Source organism: Streptomyces sp. NPDC029122 (assembly GCF_055569445.1).
Genome location: NZ_JBVHWK010000007.1, coordinates 192,127 through 209,515, shown reverse-complemented (window position 1 = coordinate 209,515; position 17,389 = coordinate 192,127). Strand labels below are relative to the sequence as shown.

13 protein-coding genes and 1 pseudogene are annotated in these 17,389 nt (G+C 74.7%); 8 read left to right on the top strand and 6 right to left on the bottom strand.

Annotated features, from left to right (window positions below):
• Nucleotides 1-35: 35 nt before the first annotated feature.
• The 5 genes from ACZ4WZ_RS11905 (at nucleotide 36) to ACZ4WZ_RS11885 (ending at nucleotide 6,792) form a co-directional block, all read left to right on the top strand.
• Nucleotides 36-1,010, top strand: a complete 975-nt coding sequence (locus tag ACZ4WZ_RS11905) for a cobalamin biosynthesis protein (protein WP_467888478.1) — start codon at nucleotides 36-38, stop codon at nucleotides 1,008-1,010.
• Nucleotides 1,007-2,527 carry a cobyric acid synthase gene (locus ACZ4WZ_RS11900; protein WP_467888475.1) on the top strand — a complete coding sequence of 507 codons (1,521 nt, stop codon included), beginning with the start codon at nucleotides 1,007-1,009 and terminating at the stop codon, nucleotides 2,525-2,527. Before ACZ4WZ_RS11905 ends, ACZ4WZ_RS11900 begins: the two co-directional genes overlap by 4 nt.
• A 169-nt stretch (nucleotides 2,528-2,696) precedes the next feature.
• Complete coding sequence (locus tag ACZ4WZ_RS11895; protein ID WP_467888472.1) at nucleotides 2,697-4,802, top strand: putative cobaltochelatase; 2,106 nt, start codon at nucleotides 2,697-2,699, stop codon at nucleotides 4,800-4,802.
• Nucleotides 4,802-5,401: a cob(I)yrinic acid a,c-diamide adenosyltransferase gene (gene cobO, locus ACZ4WZ_RS11890; RefSeq protein ID WP_467888470.1), complete on the top strand. Its 600-nt coding sequence runs from the start codon at nucleotides 4,802-4,804 to the stop codon at nucleotides 5,399-5,401. Before ACZ4WZ_RS11895 ends, cobO begins: the two co-directional genes overlap by 1 nt.
• 5 nt (nucleotides 5,402-5,406) lie before the next feature.
• A complete protein-coding gene (locus tag ACZ4WZ_RS11885; RefSeq protein ID WP_467888467.1) occupies nucleotides 5,407-6,792 on the top strand; it encodes a cobyrinate a,c-diamide synthase in 1,386 nt (461 codons plus the stop codon).
• 20 nt (nucleotides 6,793-6,812) lie between these two features.
• Here ACZ4WZ_RS11885 and ACZ4WZ_RS11880 read toward each other — a convergent pair whose 3' ends face one another.
• Nucleotides 6,813-7,577, bottom strand: coding sequence for a ZIP family metal transporter (locus ACZ4WZ_RS11880; protein ID WP_467888464.1), 765 nt, complete (start codon nucleotides 7,575-7,577; stop codon nucleotides 6,813-6,815).
• A gap of 119 nt (nucleotides 7,578-7,696) precedes the next feature.
• On the opposite strand from ACZ4WZ_RS11880, the gene cobC reads away from it, so the two are divergent.
• Together cobC and ACZ4WZ_RS11870 are read left to right on the top strand one after the other, a co-directional pair.
• Nucleotides 7,697-9,106 carry an Rv2231c family pyridoxal phosphate-dependent protein CobC gene (cobC, locus tag ACZ4WZ_RS11875; protein ID WP_467888619.1) on the top strand — a complete coding sequence of 470 codons (1,410 nt, stop codon included), beginning with the start codon at nucleotides 7,697-7,699 and terminating at the stop codon, nucleotides 9,104-9,106.
• Between the two features lie 263 nt (nucleotides 9,107-9,369).
• Nucleotides 9,370-10,569, top strand: coding sequence for a CapA family protein (locus ACZ4WZ_RS11870; protein WP_467888462.1), 1,200 nt, complete (start codon nucleotides 9,370-9,372; stop codon nucleotides 10,567-10,569).
• 168 nt (nucleotides 10,570-10,737) lie between these two features.
• On the opposite strand, the gene ACZ4WZ_RS11865 is transcribed toward ACZ4WZ_RS11870, so the two are convergent.
• Nucleotides 10,738-11,628 carry an SCO1860 family LAETG-anchored protein gene (locus ACZ4WZ_RS11865; protein WP_467888459.1) on the bottom strand — a complete coding sequence of 297 codons (891 nt, stop codon included), beginning with the start codon at nucleotides 11,626-11,628 and terminating at the stop codon, nucleotides 10,738-10,740.
• Between the two features lie 205 nt (nucleotides 11,629-11,833).
• On the bottom strand, nucleotides 11,834-12,928 hold the full coding sequence (locus tag ACZ4WZ_RS11860) for an amidohydrolase family protein (protein ID WP_467888457.1): 1,095 nt from the start codon (nucleotides 12,926-12,928) through the stop codon (nucleotides 11,834-11,836).
• A gap of 64 nt (nucleotides 12,929-12,992) precedes the next feature.
• Between ACZ4WZ_RS11860 and ACZ4WZ_RS11855 the strand changes: the two genes are divergently transcribed.
• Entirely contained in the window at nucleotides 12,993-14,066 is a 1,074-nt protein-coding gene (locus tag ACZ4WZ_RS11855) for an aminotransferase class V-fold PLP-dependent enzyme (RefSeq protein WP_467888454.1), read from the top strand.
• Nucleotides 14,067-14,086: 20 nt separating this feature from the next.
• Here ACZ4WZ_RS11855 and ACZ4WZ_RS11850 read toward each other — a convergent pair.
• The 3 genes and pseudogenes from ACZ4WZ_RS11850 to ACZ4WZ_RS11840 form a co-directional block, all read right to left on the bottom strand.
• Nucleotides 14,087-14,281: pseudogene (locus tag ACZ4WZ_RS11850) on the bottom strand (aminotransferase class V-fold PLP-dependent enzyme); the annotation flags it as partial.
• Between the two features lie 23 nt (nucleotides 14,282-14,304).
• Nucleotides 14,305-16,203, bottom strand: coding sequence for a DNA/RNA non-specific endonuclease (locus ACZ4WZ_RS11845; protein ID WP_467888452.1), 1,899 nt, complete (start codon nucleotides 16,201-16,203; stop codon nucleotides 14,305-14,307).
• Nucleotides 16,204-16,451: 248 nt separating this feature from the next.
• On the bottom strand, nucleotides 16,452-17,159 hold the full coding sequence (locus ACZ4WZ_RS11840) for a DsbA family oxidoreductase (protein WP_467888449.1): 708 nt from the start codon (nucleotides 17,157-17,159) through the stop codon (nucleotides 16,452-16,454).
• Between the last annotated feature and the right edge of the window lie 230 nt (nucleotides 17,160-17,389).

The window sequence follows — 17,389 nt, the reverse complement described above, 5'->3', positions numbered from 1 at the left end:
GGGCGCGGACCCTGAGTGAGGACATACCTGCCACCATGCGTGCCGACCGCGTCTTCGCGTACGGCGTCACGGCGGGGCTGATCGGCGACCGGATCCTCGGGGATCCGCGCCGGGGGCACCCCGTGGCCGCCTTCGGACGAGCCGCCGCCGCAGTCGAGGGCGCCCTGTGGCGCGACGACCGCGCGCGGGGCCTCCTGCACACCCTCCTCTGCGCGGGCGGCGCCGCCGCCGCCGGCGCGCTCGGCGCGCGCGCCGTGCGCTCCCGGCCCGCGGCGGCCCGTATCGCCCTGACCGCGGCGGCCACCTGGGCCGTCGTCGGCGGCACCTCGCTGGGCCGGGAGGCCCGCGCGATCGGCGGGGCGCTCGCCGCCGGGGACGCGGAGGTGGCCCGGGAGCGGCTCCCCCACCTGTGCGGGCGCGACCCCCAGGCCCTGGACGAGCAGCAGATGGCGCGGGCCGTCGTGGAGTCCGTCGCCGAGAACACCTCCGACGCGGTGGTCGGGGCCCTGGTGTGGGGTGCCGTCGCCGGGGTCCCCGGGCTGCTGGCCTTCCGCGCCGTGAACACCCTGGACGCCATGGTCGGCCACAAGTCGCCCCGCTACCTGCGCTACGGCTGGGCCTCCGCCCGCCTCGACGACGTGGCGGGCTGGCCCGGCGCCCGGCTCACGGCCCTCGCCGCCGTCGCGGCCGGTCCCGACCGGCGGGGAGCCGTACGGGCCTGGCGCGCGGACGCCGCCGCCCACCCCAGCCCCAACGCCGGGCCGGTGGAGGCCTCCTTCGCCGGGGCGCTCGGCGTGCGGCTCGGCGGGACCCTGTCCTACGGGGGCCGGGTCGAGCACCGGGCGGTGCTGAACGGGGAGCGGGGGCGGCCCGTGGAGGTCGCGGACATCGAACGCGCGGTACGGCTGTCGCGGCGGGTGACCTGGCTGGCGCTGGGGGCCTGCGTGGCGGCCCGGACGCTGGCGGCCCGCGCGCGGAAGGGCTGCCGCACGAGGAGGGCGGGGACATGAGCGGCACGAAGCGCGGCGGCGGACTGCTGGTCGCGGGTACGACATCGGACGCGGGCAAGAGCGTGGTCACGGCGGGCATCTGCCGCTGGCTGGCCCGGCAGGGCGTGAAGGTGGCCCCGTTCAAGGCGCAGAACATGTCGCTGAACTCGTTCGTGACGCGCGAGGGCGCCGAGATCGGCCGCGCCCAGGCCATGCAGGCCCAGGCCGCCCGGGTGGAACCGACCGCGCTGATGAACCCCGTGCTGCTCAAGCCCGGCAGCGACCGCAGCAGCCAGGTGGTGCTGCTGGGCAAGCCGGTGGGCGAGATGAGCGCCCGCGGCTACCACGGCGGCCGCCAGGAGCAGCTCCTCGGCATCGTCACGGACTGCCTGGAGCAGCTGCGGGGCACGTATGACGCCGTGATCTGCGAGGGGGCGGGCAGTCCGGCCGAGATCAACCTGCGCCGGACCGACATCGTGAACATGGGGATCGCCCGGGCCGCGCGGTTCCCGGTGGTCGTGGTCGGCGACATCGACCGGGGCGGGGTCTTCGCCTCCTTCTTCGGCACGACGGCCCTGCTGTCCCCCGAGGACCAGTCGCTGATCGCCGGATACCTCGTCAACAAGTTCCGCGGTGACGTGTCCCTGCTGGAGCCCGGCATGGAGATGCTGCGCGACCTGACCGGCCGGGCGACGTACGGGGTGCTGCCCTACCGGCACGGGCTGGGCATCGACGAGGAGGACGGCCTGAGGGTCTCCCTGCGCGGCGCGGTACGGGAGTCCGTGGTGGCGCCGCCGGTCGGCGAGGACGTGCTGCGGGTCGCGGTGTGCGCGGTGCCGCTGATGTCGAACTTCACCGACGTCGACGCGCTCGCGGCGGAGCCGGGGGTCGTGGTGCGGTTCGTGGACCGGGCCGAGGAACTGGCGGACGCGGACCTGGTCGTCGTACCCGGTACGCGCGGCACGGTGAAGGCCCTGGAGTGGCTGCGGGAGCGGGGACTCGCGGACGCGCTGGCGCGCCGTGCCGCCGAGGGGCGCCCGGTGCTCGGCGTCTGCGGCGGCTTCCAGGCCCTGGGCGAGCACATCGAGGACGAGGTCGAGTCGAAGGCCGGCTCCGTGCCGGGGCTCGGGCTCCTTCCGGTACGGGTCCGCTTCGAGCGGGACAAGACCCTGGCCCGGCCCGTCGGCTCGGCGCTCGGCGAGCCGGTGGACGGCTACGAGATCCACCACGGCGTCGCCGAGGTCCTGGGCGGGGAGCCCTTCCTCGACGGATGCCGGGTCGGATCGGTGTGGGGCACCCACTGGCACGGCTCGCTGGAGTCGGACGGCTTCCGCCGGGCGTTCCTCCGCGAGGTGGCCTCGGCTGCGGGACGCCGCTTCGTCCCGGCCCCGGACACCTCGTTCTCCGCCCTGCGGGAGGAGCAGCTGGACCTGCTGGGCGACCTGATCGAGGAGCACGCCGACACCGCTGCGCTGCTGAGCCTGATCGAGACCGGAGCCCCGGCGGGCCTCCCCTTCCTCCCCCCGGGCGCGCCGTGAGGTCGCGTTCGATCCCCGCATATCCGGGGAGCAGAGAAGCAGTTCGATCACGTGCTCGTGCAGCAGCGGGCCATCCCCTTCATCACGGGGAGCAGAAAACCAGCATGACCAAGGACCGCTCCTGCGCAACAGGCAACGAGAGCGGTCCACTCGAAGGAGTGATCAGCGGATGAGCACCACCCACTTCCCGTTCACAGCGGTGGTCGGCCAGGACGATCTGAGGCTGGCACTGCTGCTCAACGCCGTGAGCCCGGCGGTCGGTGGTGTGCTCGTGCGCGGCGAGAAGGGGACCGCCAAGTCCACCGCCGTGCGCGCACTGTCGGCGCTGCTGCCGCAGGTCGACGTGGTCCCCGGATGCCGGTTCTCGTGCGCCCCGGCCGCGCCCGACCCGGCCTGCCCGGACGGCCCGCACGAGCCCGGACCCGGCGCCGCCCGGCCCGCCCGCATGGTGGAGCTGCCCGTCGGGGCCTCGGAGGACCGCCTCGTCGGGGCGCTCGACATCGAACGGGCCCTGGCGGAAGGCGTGAAGGCCTTCGAGCCCGGACTGCTCGCCGACGCGCACCGGGGGATCCTGTACGTCGATGAAGTGAACCTCCTCCATGACCACTTGGTGGACGTTCTCCTCGACGCCGCCGCGATGGGGGCCTCGTACGTGGAGCGCGAGGGCGTCTCCGTCCGCCACGCCGCACGGTTCCTGCTCGTCGGGACGATGAACCCCGAGGAGGGCGAGCTGCGTCCGCAGCTCCTGGACCGCTTCGGGCTCACCGTCGAGGTCGCCGCCTCCCGCGAGCCCGCCCAGCGCGTCGAGGTCGTGCGCCGCAGGCTCGCGTATGAGGACGACCCGGCCGGATTCGCGACCCGGTGGGCCGATGACGAACACGAGGTCCGCGCCCGGGTGGTGGCGGCGCGGGCGCTGCTCCCGCAGGTCCGGCTCGGGGACACCGCGCTGCTCCGGATCGCCGCCACCTGCGCCGGCTTCGAGGTGGACGGCATGCGGGCGGACATCGTGATGGCCCGGACCGCGACCGCGCTGGCCGCCTGGGCCGGGCGGACCGACGTACTGAAGGCGGACGTACGGCAGGCCGCGCTGCTGGCGCTCCCCCACCGGCGGCGGCGCAACCCCTTCGACGCGCCGGGGCTGGACGAGGACAAGCTGGACGAGATCCTCGACCGGTTCCCGGACGAGGAGCCGGAGAACGAGCCCGAGCCGGACCCGGAGCCCGAGGGTCCCGACGACGGAGGCGGCCCCGACGGCGGGCCGGACGGCAGCGGGGTGCCCCCGCAGGGGTCCGGCCCCGAGTCCGAGGCCGCGGCCCCGCCGGAGAGCACCGAGGCCACCGGGGCGCCGGAGGCCCCCGCGGACGCCACCGAGACCCCGCAGCCCTCCGCCCAGGGGGCCGACGGGCCCGAACAGGCCGCCGTGCGGGCCGCCGAGCCGTTCCGCACCAAGATGCTCAGCGTGCCCGGCCTCGGCGAGGGCGCGGCCGGGCGGCGTTCGCGCGCCCGCACCGCGCACGGCCGCACCACCGGTGCCCAGCGGCCCCGGGGGCAGCTGACGAAGCTGCACCTGGCGGCCACCGTGCACGCCGCCGCACCGCACCAGAAGGCGCGCGGACGCGCCGGGCGCGGCCTCGTCGTGCGCAAGGACGACCTGCGCCAGGCCACCCGGGAGGGCCGCGAGGGCAACCTCGTGCTCTTCGTGGTGGACGCCTCCGGCTCGATGGCCGCCCGGCAGCGGATGAGCGCGGTCAAGGGCGCGGTGCTCTCCCTGCTCCTGGACGCCTACCAGCGCCGGGACAAGGTCGGCCTGATCACCTTCCGCGGGGCCGGCGCCGAGCTGGCGCTGCCGCCGACCTCCTCGGTGGACGCGGCGGCCGCCCGGCTGGAGAAGCTGCCGACCGGCGGCCGCACCCCCCTCGGCCCGGGCCTGCTCAAGGCCCACGAGGTGCTGCGGATCGAGCGGCTGCGGGACCCCTCGCGGCGCCCGCTGCTGGTGGTCGTCACCGACGGGCGGGCCACCTCGGCCGGGACCCTCGGCGGTGACCCGCGCGAGCTGTCGGGGCGCAGTGCCCGGCTGCTGGCGGCCGGGGGGATCGCCTCGGTGGTCGTGGACTGCGAGTCCGGGCCGGTCCGGCTCGGGCTGGCGGGGGCGCTGGCCGCCGATCTGGGCGGGCCGGCCGTGACCCTCGACGGGCTGCGGGCCGATTCGCTGGCCGGGCTCGTGAAGAACGTACGTACCGCAGTGACATCCGAATCCTCCAGGAGGGCCGCGTAATGCCGCAGGGACAGCCGACCGTCGTTCCGGACGACGGGCTCACGACGCGTCAGCGCCGCAACCGCCCGCTCGTGTTCGTGCACACCGGCCCGGGCAAGGGCAAGTCGACGGCCGCGTTCGGCCTGGCGCTGCGCGCCTGGAACCAGGGCTGGCCGATCGGGGTGTTCCAGTTCGTCAAGTCGGCGAAGTGGAAGGTCGGCGAGGAGAACGCGCTGAAGGTGCTGGGCGCCTCCGGGGAGGGCGGTTCCGTCGTCTGGCACAAGATGGGCGAGGGCTGGTCCTGGGTGCAGCGGGACGCGCAGCTCGACAACCAGCAGGCCGCCAAGGAGGGCTGGGAGCAGGTCAAGCGCGACCTGGCCGCCGAGACGCACCGGCTGTACGTGCTCGACGAGTTCGCGTACCCCATGCACTGGGGGTGGATCGACGTGGACGAGGTGATCGAGGTGCTGCGGAACCGCCCCGGCACGCAGCACGTGGTCATCACGGGCCGCAACGCACCGGAGAAGCTCGTGGAGTTCGCGGACCTGGTGACCGAGATGACCAAGGTCAAGCACCCCATGGACGCCGGCCAGAAGGGCCAGAAGGGCATCGAGTGGTGACGTCCGTGAACGTGCCCCGGCTGGTCATCGCCGCGCCGTCCTCCGGCAGCGGCAAGACCACCGTGGCGACGGGCCTGATGGCGGCCTTCGCGGAGCGCGGCCTCGCCGTGTCCCCGCACAAGGCCGGGCCCGACTACATCGACCCCGGCTACCACGCGCTGGCCACGGGCCGGCCGGGCCGCAACCTGGACGCCTTCATGTGCGGGCCGGAGCTGGTCGCGCCGCTGTTCGCGCACGGCTCCGCCGGGTGCGACCTCGCCGTGGTCGAGGGCGTGATGGGGCTGTACGACGGGGCCGCGGGGCGGGGTGAGCTCGCGTCGACGGCGCAGGTGGCGAAGCTGCTGCGGGCGCCGGTGGTGCTGGTGGTGGACGCCTCCTCGCAGTCGCGGTCGGTGGCGGCGCTGGTGCACGGCTTCGCCTCCTTCGACCCGCAGGTGCGGCTCGGCGGGGTGATCCTCAACAAGGTGGGCTCCGACCGGCACGAGGCGATGCTGCGGGAGGCGCTGGAGGAGGCCGGGATGCCGGTCCTCGGTGTCATGCGGCGGGCCCCGCAGGTGGCGACGCCGTCCCGGCACCTGGGCCTGGTCCCGGTGGCCGAGCGGCGGGCCGACGCCGTGGCCGCGGTGGCGGCGCTGGCCGGGCAGGTACGGGCCGGCTGCGACCTGGACGCGCTGATGGCGCTGGCCCGGACGGCCCCAGAGCTGGACTGCGCGGCGTGGTCGCCGCGGGACGCCGTCTTCGCCGTCCCGGACTCGGGGGGCCGGCCCGTCGTCGCCGGGGGCCGGCCGCCCGTCGTCGCCGTCGCGGGCGGGGCCGCGTTCACGTTCTCGTACGCCGAGCACGCGGAGTTGCTGACGGCGGCCGGAGCGGAGGTGGTCACCTTCGACCCGCTCCGGGACGAGGCGCTCCCCGAGGGGGCGTCCGGGCTGGTGATCGGCGGCGGGTTCCCCGAGGTGTACGCGCCGGAGCTGTCGGCGAACGAGCCGCTGCGCAAGGCCGTCGCGGACTTCGCGGCGTCCGGCGGGCCGGTCGCCGCGGAGTGCGCGGGGCTGCTGTACCTGGCGCGTTCCCTGGACGGGAGGCCGATGTGCGGGGTGCTCGACGCCGACGCCCGTATGTCGGAGCGGCTCACGCTGGGCTACCGGGAGGCGGTGGCGGTGACGGACAGCTCGCTCGCCGCCGCGGGGACGCGGCTGCGGGGGCACGAGTTCCACCGGACGGTGATCGAGCCGGGTGCCGGAGCCGAGCCGGCGTGGGGGTTCACGCATCCCGAACGCCGCGTCGAGGGCTTCGTACGGCAGGGCGTGCACGCCAGCTACCTGCACACCCACTGGGCGGCGCGGCCCTCGGTCGCCCGGCGCTTCGCGGAAGCCGCGGCAGCGCACCGGTGACCGCCCGCCCCGGCCGGCGGTCATTCGGCGAGGCCGACCACGAGCCAGATCCCGGCCACCCCGCCCACCGTGCACATCAGCGTGGACAGGGCGGGGTGCCTGTGGTGCGCCTCGGGGAGGATCTCGGCGGCGGCCAGGTACAGCAGGGCGCCGCCGAAGAATCCGAGGTACGCCCCGAGGGGTTCCTCCGGAAGGGTGAACAGCAGGGTGGACGCGGCGCCCACGACCGGCGCCACGGCGTCCGCGAAGAGCATCAGCAGGGCCTTGCGGCGGGCGTTCCCGTAGAGGCGGGTGAGGGTGTACGTGTTGAACCCGTCGGCGAAGTCGTGGGTGATGACGGCCAGCGCCACGGCCACGCCCATGCCGCCGCCGACCTGGAAGGCCGCGCCGAGGGCCACTCCGTCGGCGACGCTGTGGCCGACCATGGCGGCGGCCGCGGTGAGACCGACCTGCGGGACGCGGCCGCCGCTGTGGCTGTGGGGGTCCTCGCCGACGGCCGCGACGTCGTTCCTGGCGCCGTGCGCGGCCTGGCGTACGGCGAGCAGGCGCTCCACCACGTGGGCGGTCAGGAAGCCGCCCACGAAGAGCAGCAGGGCCAGCGGCACGCCGAACACCTCGTCGCCGGCCGCGTGCATCGCCTCGGGCAGCAGGTCGAGGCCCACCACGCCGAGCATCAGCCCGCCGGCCAGGCCGAGCACCAGGTGGCGGCGGTCGGTGACGCGTTGCGCCGTCCAGCCGCCGGCCAGCGTCATCAGGAACGCGCCCAAAGCCACGATCACCGCCATGTGCCCCTGCATACCGACTGGCGGCCGGGTGCGCACTTCCGTGCGCGGGGGGCGGGCGGCAGCGTGTTGACGACGACAGACGGACGACGGACGGAGGAGGGATCGCTGTGGGCGAGTACGTGACGCGGCTGGTGGTCGGGATCGGCGGGCGTGCGGGGGTCTCCGTCGAGGAGGTCTGCGCGCTGGTGGAGGAGACGCTGCGGGGGGCCGGGCTGGCCACCGGGGCGGTGGCGGCGCTGGCCACGGTGGAGTCGAAGACCGGGGAGCCGGGGATCGCGGGGGCGGCGAAACGTTTCGGCGTGCCGTTGGTCGGCTATCCGGCGGAACAGCTCGCGCGCATACCGGTACCGCATCCGTCGGCGGCGGTGCGGGAGGCCTCCGGCACGGCCTCGGTGGCCGAGGCGGCGGCGCTGGCCGGGGGCGGGGAACTCCTCGTGCCGAAGCGGCGTTCGGTGGCGGCGACGTGCGCGGTGGCCACCGCCGAGGAGCACGACCTGCGCCACCACGGGGACGCGGAAGTGGCGGACGCGGGCGGCGCGCTGGTGGACCTGGCGGTGAACGTACGCGCGGACACGCCGCCGCAGTGGCTCAAGGAGCGGATCGCGGCCTGCCTGGGCGACCTGGCGGCCTACCCCGACGGCCGGGCGGCGCGGGCGGCGGTGGCGGCCCGTCACGGGCTGCCGGTGGAACGGGTGCTGCTGACGGCGGGGGCGGCGGAGGCGTTCGTCCTGATCGCGCGGGCGCTGGGAGCCGTACGGCCGGTCGTGGTGCATCCGCAGTTCACCGAGCCGGAAGCGGCCCTGCGGGATGCCGGGCACCGGGTGGAACGGGTGCTGCTGCGGGCCGAGGACGGCTTCCGGCTGGACCCGGCGGCGGTGCCGGAGGAAGCCGACCTGGTGGTGGTCGGCAACCCCACCAACCCGACGTCGGTCCTGCACCCGGCGGGGGTCCTGGCGGAACTGGCCCGGCCGGGGCGGATCCTGGTGGTGGACGAGGCGTTCATGGACGCCGTCCCGGGTGAGCGGGAGGCGCTGGCCGGGCGGATGGACGTACCCGGGCTGGTCGTGCTGCGGAGCCTGACGAAGACGTGGGGGCTGGCCGGTCTGCGGATCGGGTACGTGCTGGCGGAGCCCGAGGTCATCGCGAAGCTGGCCGGGGCGCAGCCGCTGTGGCCGGTGTCGACGCCGGCGCTGGTGGCGGCGGAGGCGTGCGTTTCGCCGGCGGCGCTGGCGGAGGCGGAGGACGCGGCGAGGCGGATCGCGGTCGACCGGGAGCACCTGCTGGCGGGGCTGGAGGAGTTCGAGGAGGTGCGGGTGTCGGGGGTGGCCGAGGGACCGTTCGTACTGGTCCAGGTCCCCGGCGCGGCGGAGGTCCGGACCCGGCTGCGCGCGCTGGGCTTCGCGGTGCGGCGGGGGGACACCTTCCCGGGGCTGGACGCGACGTGGCTGCGCCTGGCGGTCCGCGACAGGGCGACGACGGGGAGGCTGCTGCAGGCGCTGGACCACGCGCTTGCGCTGGCCGCGCGGTAGGGAGGGGGCGGGGGCGTGCCGTTGCCGTGGCCCCGGCCGGGCGGGTGGCGGGCGGCGGGTGCCCCGGCCGGGCGGGTGGCGGGTGCCCTGGTGGGGCGTGGCGGTGGGTGTGGGCCCTGGCCCGTGGGGGTGGTGGGGCGGGGCCGGTTGTCCGGCCGACCGTCTCGATGGTGCTGGGCAAGCCGGTCTCGTCGGACCGGTCCGGCGCGGGGGGCGCGGGAGGCCTACGATGGCCGGAACTACGGTGTGACGGGGGACGGTCCATGAAGGTGGCGGCGCGGATAGGGGTCGGGCTGGTCGTGCTGGCCGTGGTCGGCGGGGGTGTCTACGTCGCGCCCCGGCTGTTGGGGGACGGGGCCTCCGCCCCCGAGCAGCGGCTCGGGGCGAAGCCGGGGACCGACCGGGCCGCGCCGGGCGGGACGCCGTTCACGCTGGTCGCGACCGGCGACATCATCCCGTACCCCTCGATCATCCAGCGCTCGGCGGACGACGCCGGCGGCAAGGCCGGGGAGTACGACTTCCGGAAGATACTGGCGGGCGTGAAGCCCATCGTGTCGGCCGCCGATCTGGCGATGTGCCACCACGAGATACCGTACGGGCGGCCCGGCGGCCCCTACACCGGCTACCCCGCCTTCAAGGCCCCGCACCAGCTGGCCGACGCCCTCAAGGACGCCGGTTACGACAGCTGCTCCACCGCTTCGAACCACACCCTCGACGACGGCTACGACGGCCTCACCCGCACCCTCGACCACCTCGACCGGGTCGGCATCAAGCACGTCGGCTCGGCGCGCAGCGCCGACGAGGCCAAGGCGCCGGCCGTGCTCTCGGCCGGCGGCGCGAAGGTCGCCCAGTTGGACTACACGTACGGGACGAACGGCATACCGCTCCCGGCGGGCAAGCCCTGGGCCGTCAACCTGATCGACCAGGGCCGGATCATCGCCGACGCCCGCGCGGCCCGGGCGGCCGGCGCGAACGTCGTCGTCCTCAGCATCCACTGGGGCACCGAGTGGCAGACGGCTCCCGACCAGCAGCAGCGCGATCTGGCGCAGGCGCTGACGGCCTCGCGCGGGGCGGACGGCCTCCCCGACATCGATCTGATCCTCGGTACGCACAACCACGTGCCGCAGCCCTACGAGAAGATCAACGGCACCTGGGTGGTGTTCGGCATGGGCGATCAGGTCGCGAGCTTCTACGAGGCGGAGAAGGCGCGGGGCAACATGTCCTCGATCCCCCGGTTCACCTTCGCCCCGGCGGCGGGGCGCCCCGGCCGCTGGGAGGTCGTCAAGGCCGAGTACTTCACGCAGTACTCGGACATGGGGCCGCCCTTCCGGGTCGTGTGCACCTCCTGCGCGGTGGACGGCGCCGCCCGGCGGTCCGACTACGCCCGGGCCGACAAGGAGGTCACGGCGGCCGTCACCTCGCGCGGCGCCGTCGGCCAGGGGCTGGAGCGCGCCTCGCGCTGACCGGCTAGGTCCTGTCGTCGAAGTAGCGCCGGTCAGGCCCGCGGCGGCCGGTGCCGTGCATCGCAAGGCGGAGGGGCGCCCGAGTACTGGACGTACTTGGGCGCCCCGACAACGCGGCGAGGCGCGGTGCCGGCCGCCGCGGGCCAGGCGGGACTTTGACGACAGGGCCTAGCGGGTCCTGCCGCGGCGGGTGACGACGAGGGCGCCCGCGCCGATGCCGAGCAGGAGGAGGGCGCCGCCGGCGACGTACGGGGTCACCGAACCGGCGCCGGTCTCGGCGAGGTTGGCCTGGGGCACGGTCTGCGGCTTGACGTCCGGCTTCGCCGCGGGGCCGGGGCCCGGGGCGGTTCCCCGGGGGGACTCGCAGTGTGCTTCGGCGAGCACGACCTCGCCGTCGACCTCGGCCACGTTCAGGTTCAGCGGGTTGACCGACACCTTCAGGCGCAGCGCGGACGCGGCGGCGGTGGTGGAGGTGGTCCGCGTACCGGAGAGCTCCAGGGAGACCAGGCCGACGCCGGGCACCTCGACCTTGGTGGGGCCGCCGGCGGTGAGGGTGACCTTCTTGCCGAGGGCGGTGACCGTGCCGAGGACGTTCGAGGAGGCGACGGGCTTCTTCCCGGCCTCGCAGACGGCCTTGGAGGTGACCTTCTCGACCTCGATGAGGGAGAGCGCGGGCAGGCCGGGGACGTGCACCTTGGCGTGGGCGAGGTGTGATTCGGCCTCGGCGCGGCTCTTGTCGGCGGTCGCCCTGGCGGTGGCGACGTCCGCCCGCAGGACGCTGACCGGCCGCCCCTGTTCGGCCCCGTCGAGGGTGACGGTGAGGGCCGTCTTCGCGGCGCTGGCGGGGGCGGTGACCTCGTTGAGGGTGGCCTTGAGCGGGACGTGGACGGCCTTGTTGAGCAGGCCCACGTCCAGTCCGGTCCGCAGGACGGCGGCGCCGGACGTTCCCTCGCTCCCGGTGCCGCCGCCCGTGGCGAGGGCGGGCGGCGCGGTGAGCAGGGCCACCGCTCCCGTGGCGAGCAGAACGGCCGCGGGCATGCGGAAGGTGTTGCTGTTCAAGATGGTGGAACCCCCGGGGAGTTGGGTGCCGTCGCGGCGCCAATGGGGGACATCGCGCACGCCGACGGCTTCGACGTTCGAATCCTTGCGCACCGGGAGTGAACGGTCAGCAACCTGACGTCACTTCACCCCAAAGGGTGGTTTCCATGCATGTATTCGATTTTCCGCGCATCGTCCGGCCCAGGAGTCCCGCCCGCCCCACCTCCTATGCCCGGACCACCCCGTTCACGACGACCCGCTCCGGCTGCGCCAGGGCCCGTACGTCGGCCCGCGGGTCGGCGGCGTAGACCACGAGGTCGGCGGGGGCGCCCTCGGTCAGGCCGGGCCGGCCGAGCCAGTCCCGTGCCGCCCAGGCCGTCGCCGAGAGGGCGTCCAGCGGCGGGATCCCGGCCTTCACCAGCTCGGCGACCTCGGCGGCGACCAGGCCGTGCGGCAGGGAACCGCCCGCGTCCGTGCCGACGTACACCTGGATGCCCGCGTCCCAGGCCGCCCGGACCGTGTCGTAGCGCCGCTCGTGCAGCCGCCGCATGTGCGCCGACCAGCGGGGGAACTTCGCCTCGCCGCCCGCCGCCAGCTTCGGGAACGTCGAGATGTTCACGAGGGTCGGCACGATCGCCACGCCGCGTTCCGCGAACAGCGGGATGGTGTCCTCCGTGAGCCCCGTGGCGTGCTCGACGCAGTCGATGCCCGCCTCGGCCAGGTCCCGCAGCGAGTCCTCCGCGAAGCAGTGCGCGGTGACCCGCGCCCCGAGCCGGTGCGCCTCCGCGATGGCGGCCTCGACCTCGGCGCGGGGCCAGCAGGCCGTCAGGTCACCGGCGTCGCGGTCGATCCAGTCCCCCACCAGCTTCACCCAGCCGTCGCCGCGACGGGCTTCCCGGGCGACGTACTCCACGAGCTCGGGCGGCTCGATCTCGTGGGCGTAGTTGCGGATGTAGCGGCGGGTGCGGGCGATGTGGCGGCCCGCCCGGATGATCTTCGGGAGGTCCTCGCGGTCGTCGATCCAGCGGGTGTCGGAGGGGGATCCGGCATCACGGATGAGGAGGGTGCCGGCGTCCCGGTCGGTGAGGGCCTGCCGTTCGGCGGTGGGGGCGTCGACCGGGCCGTGGGCGTCGAGACCCACGTGGCAGTGGGCGTCGACCAGGCCGGGCAGGGCCCATCCGGTGACCGTGGTGACCTCCCGGGCGGCGGTCGGCCGCTCGAAGGAGACCCGTCCGCCGACGACCCACAGTTCGTCGCGCACCTCGTGGGGCCCGACGAGTACCCGCCCCTTCACATGGAGCACACCGTTGTGATCACTCATGCCCGCACTGTACGTGCGGGCTGGGTAGGCTCGGCCGGTAACCCCGGACGAAGAGAGCACCGACGTGACCCACCCCCTGCTGGACCTGCCGCCGCTGACCGCCGAGCACTTCGCGTCGATCGAGCGGGGGGTCGCGCGGCTGCTGGACACCCGGAACGACGTGGTGGTCACCCAGGGCGAGGCGCTGCTCCCGCTGGAGGGGTGCATCCGCTCGGGGGCACGGCCGGGTTCGACGGCGCTGAACATCGTCACCGGGCCGTACGGGACCACGTTCGGCAACTGGCTGCGCGACGCCGGGGCGAACGTGGTGGACCTCGCGGTGCCCTTCGACACCGCCGTCACCGGTGAGCAGGTCGCCGGGGCGCTGGCCGCGCACCCGGAGATCGATTTCGTCTCGCTGGTGCACGCCGAGGCGGCCACCGGCAACACCAATCCGGTCGCGGAGATCGGCGAGGCGGTACGGGCCCACGGGGCGCTGTTCATGCTGGACGCGGTGGCGTCGGTGGGAGCCGAGCCGCTGCTGCCGGACGCGTGGGGCGTGGACCTGTGCGTGATCGGTGCGCAGAAGGCCATGGGCGGCCCGGCGGGGGTGTCGGCGGTGTCGGTGAGCGGGCGCGCCTGGGAGCGGTTCGCGGCCAATCCGGCCGCCCCGCGCCGTTCGTACCTCTCGCTGCTCGACTGGAAGGAGCGCTGGATCGACGGCGGCCGGAAGGCGCTGCTCCACGCGCCCGCGCAGCTGGAGATGCTGGCGCTGGAGGCCTGCCTGGACCGGATCGCGTCCGAGGGGCCCGCGGGCGTGCTGGGGCGGCACGCGGCTGCCGCCCGGGCCACCCGGGCGGGCGCGGCGGCGCTGGGCGTCGCCCCGTGGGTCGGGGACCCGGCTCAGGCGGCGCCGGTGGCGACCACGCTGCGGGTCGCGGACGCCTCGCTGGTGGTGGCGAAGGCCCTGGCGGCGGACCCCTCGGCCCCGCTCGCGGCGGGCGGCGGGGCGCTGGCCCGGGAGATGGTGCGGGTCAACCACTACGGCCCGGCGGCCTCGCCGGAAGCGGTCGGGGCCGCGCTGGGGGCGCTGGCCCGGGCCCTCGGCGCGGATCCGGCGCCGGCCCTGGCCGCGGCTTCGGCGGCCTGGGCGGCGTAGCGGTCCGGGTCCGGCGCCGGTCAGCCGGACAGCACGTCCAGCGGACGGTCGACGTCCGCCTCGGTGTCGTAGAGGTGGAAGGGGGCGCGCAGGGCGCCCTCGCGGGCGGAGGTGTGGATCCCGGCGGCCGCCAGGGCGGGCCGGCGGTGGGTCAGGCCCGGTACGGAGACGATCGCGGCGTCGCCGGGGACGGGCTCGTGGCCGAGGCGGGCGAGCCAGCGGGTCGCGGCCCGGCGGCTCAGCTCCAGTCGATGTCGGCCTGGCGCTCCAGCGGCGCCCGGTCCTCCAGGGACTCCGGCACCACCAGCGTGTCGGCCTCGGTGATCACGGCGGGGAAGCGGATGCGGGCCTGCTTCTGGACCTCCGCGACCTTGACCTGGAACGTCCGGAACTCGTCCAGTTCCAGGGCCTCCGGGAGGACCAGGTTCTGTGCCAGCAGGAAGGCCTTGGCCTTGAACGCGCCGTGTTCGGAGTAGGCGATGACCTTCCAGAACGCGCGGGGTATCCGCACCCCGCGGAAGGTTCGGTCGTCCTCCTGGAAGACCGGGCCGCCGAACACGCTCACCCTGAGACCGTCGACCTCGACGTCCTCGAACACCGCGTCCTCCAGCCTCCCCCAGAGCCCGGCCCGCTTGCTCTGGTTGAAGTCGTCCATCTGCGGAGCGATGTTGGTGTAGACGAAGGAGTCCTCGTTGGCCCGCTGCGCCTCGGGCAGCGGACCCCAGCAGACGTCGGCGCGACGCGCGATGTGGCCCCGGTCGAGCCGGTTGGTCCTGCCGCCCTTGTCCTTGTACAGCTCGTTGTCGACCTGGTCCCCAGGCGACAGGCGCGGGTCCTTGACGAAGTCGATCCCCTTGCGGTCGAGCTTCTTGAGCGTGCCGCCGTCTATGTTCCAGGCCACCCATATCGCGAAGCGCCTCTCCTTGCTCAGCGCCAGGGAGAAGTGCGTGTACGGGATCACCTCGGAGCCGTCGAGGCGTACGGCGGTGTCCCTGATCGACGGGCTGAGGGACGGGGTGCCCACGGGCACCGTGAGGAAGCCCGGGTCGTAGCCCGCCGGGTTCTCCCGCGAGGCCGCCGCCGGCCGGTCCAGGGTGATCTTCAGCTGCTCGAAGACCGCGCGCGGGAAGCAGGCCAGCGCCCGGTCCACGGGATCGGACTCGTCCTCACCGCCGAAGTGCAGGCCTGCCAGTACGTCCGAGGGCCTGCCCGACCGCTTCTTGAACACCCACGCCGCACCGGAGTCGCCGAACGTGCTGATCTCACCGCCGTCCGCGGGGTGCCGCGGATCTGGGCCGATCTCGAAGCACTCGATCTCCTTCACCCCCGTCGGCGGCCCGTAGGGGACGCGGACCTTGACGAAGGGGCGGGTCACGATCCCGTGCGTGACGCCCGTGGTCCGCCCGGACTTCACGACCTTGTCGTCGATGTGCGGCTCGCCCAGCTGCTTCGGTGTGACCCCGAGGCCGAGGATGGCGGTGTCGATCCCGCGCTCGGTGACGGTCGACACGGCGCAGTCCCCGAGGGTGCCCAGGTGGCCGCGTCGGAGCGCGCCGATCCGGTTGGCGGCGAAGCGGCTGTCGTCGTCCGTCCCCGGCTGGACCACCTCGTCGCCCGCCTTGCCCTTGCGGCCGTTCAGCACGTGCCAGTTGCTCAGCAGGCAGGCGGCGCCGTCGTTCTTGTCGTAGACGATGCAGCCGAGGGTGCCCGCGTGCAGCCGGACGTTCCCGACGCTCACACCGGGACGGACCGGGTCGACGCGCTTCTGCCGCTCGGGCGTCTGCGCCTCGGGGACGACGAGGAAGTGCGGCCGGTAGCTGCGCTCGATCACGTCGGTGGGCAGCACGATGCCGCCGCCGATGTCGACGGCCGGGGGTATCTCCGTGGTGCCCAGGAGCCGCATCCCCTCCGGCCTCACCTTCGTGTCGACCGTGAACTGGAGGGTCAGCTCCTTGCTCCGCTTCCCCTTCGTCTCCTTGTAGCCGATGCCGATCGAGGAGATGTTCGGGTCCTTGAGGTAACTGGACCCGTGGGTACGGATGTACTGCTTGGCCGAACTGATGAGCCTGTCCTGCCCGTCCGCCGGGGTGGCGGCCCCGGACCTGGCCTTGGCGGACGCACGCTTCCTGGCGGTCATCGGGGTCTCCTTCCGCAAAGGAGTCGAGGTCCCCGAGCTGGTTGGAGCCGAAGCCGAAGCCGACTGGCGCACCGGGAGCAGGCCGGGGCCCGCGCCGTGCGCGCACGTCCAGCCTACGGCGGGGCCCCCGGGCGGGCGCGCCGGGCGGCCCGGCGGGTGCGGGCGGTACGGGTGCGGGCGGTGCGGGTCAGGGCGGCGGGGCGCCCGGTACGGGAGGTACGCGGGCGCCCCGGATCAGGGGCGGCGGTTCAGGCCCCGGGGACGGCGCAGGCGCCGTCGGACTCACAGGCATCGGCGTCCGCGGCGGTCTCCACCGTCTCGCGCCCCGCCCAGGCCTGCTCCAGCGCGCGGGTGAACACCTCGGCGGGCTGCCCGCCGGAGATGCCGTAGCGCCGGTCCAGGACGAAGAACGGCACGGCGTTGGCCCCCAGTTCGGCCGCCTCGCGCTCGTCGGCCCGTACCCGGTCCGCGTAGGCGGAGCCGTCGGCGAGGACCGTACGGGCCTCCGCCTCGTCGAGTCCGGCCTCCACGGCCAGCGCGAGCAGCACCTCGGGGTCGTAGACGGACCGCTCCTCGGCGAAGTTGGCGCGGAACACCAGGTCGAGGAGCTCCTCCTGCCGTCCCCGGGCGGCGGCCAGGTGCAGCAGGCGGTGGATGTCGAAGGTGTTGCCGTGGTCGCGGCCCTCGGTCCGGTACTCCAGGCCCTCGGCGCGGGCGCTGGCGGCGACGTGCTCCTCCATGCCGCGCGCCTCCTCGAGGGTGCGGCCGTACTTGCGGGCGAGCATCTCCAGGACGGGGGCGGTGACGCCCTTGGCGCCGTTCGGGTCCAGCTCGAAGGACCGGAAGACGACCTCCACCTCGTCCCGGTGGGCGAATTCGGCCAGCCCCTTCGTGAACCGGGCCTTGCCGATGTAGCACCACGGGCAGGCGATGTCGCTCCAGATCTCGACGCGCATGTTCCTTCTTCTCTCCGGGGAGGACCAATGGTTTGCGGTTCAACCAACTGGTGCTCCGTCTCATTCCCCGGACGCCGGGCCGACCTCCAGCCGGAGCGTGCGGTGGCGGGGGGGGGGGGGGCCGGGGTGGGGGGGGGGGGGGGGGGGGGGGGGGGGGGGGAGGGGGGGTGTTTTCTGATCGCGGAAGCCTGGTGGGGAGGTGGCTTTTTCCCCCCACGCAAGACGACGCA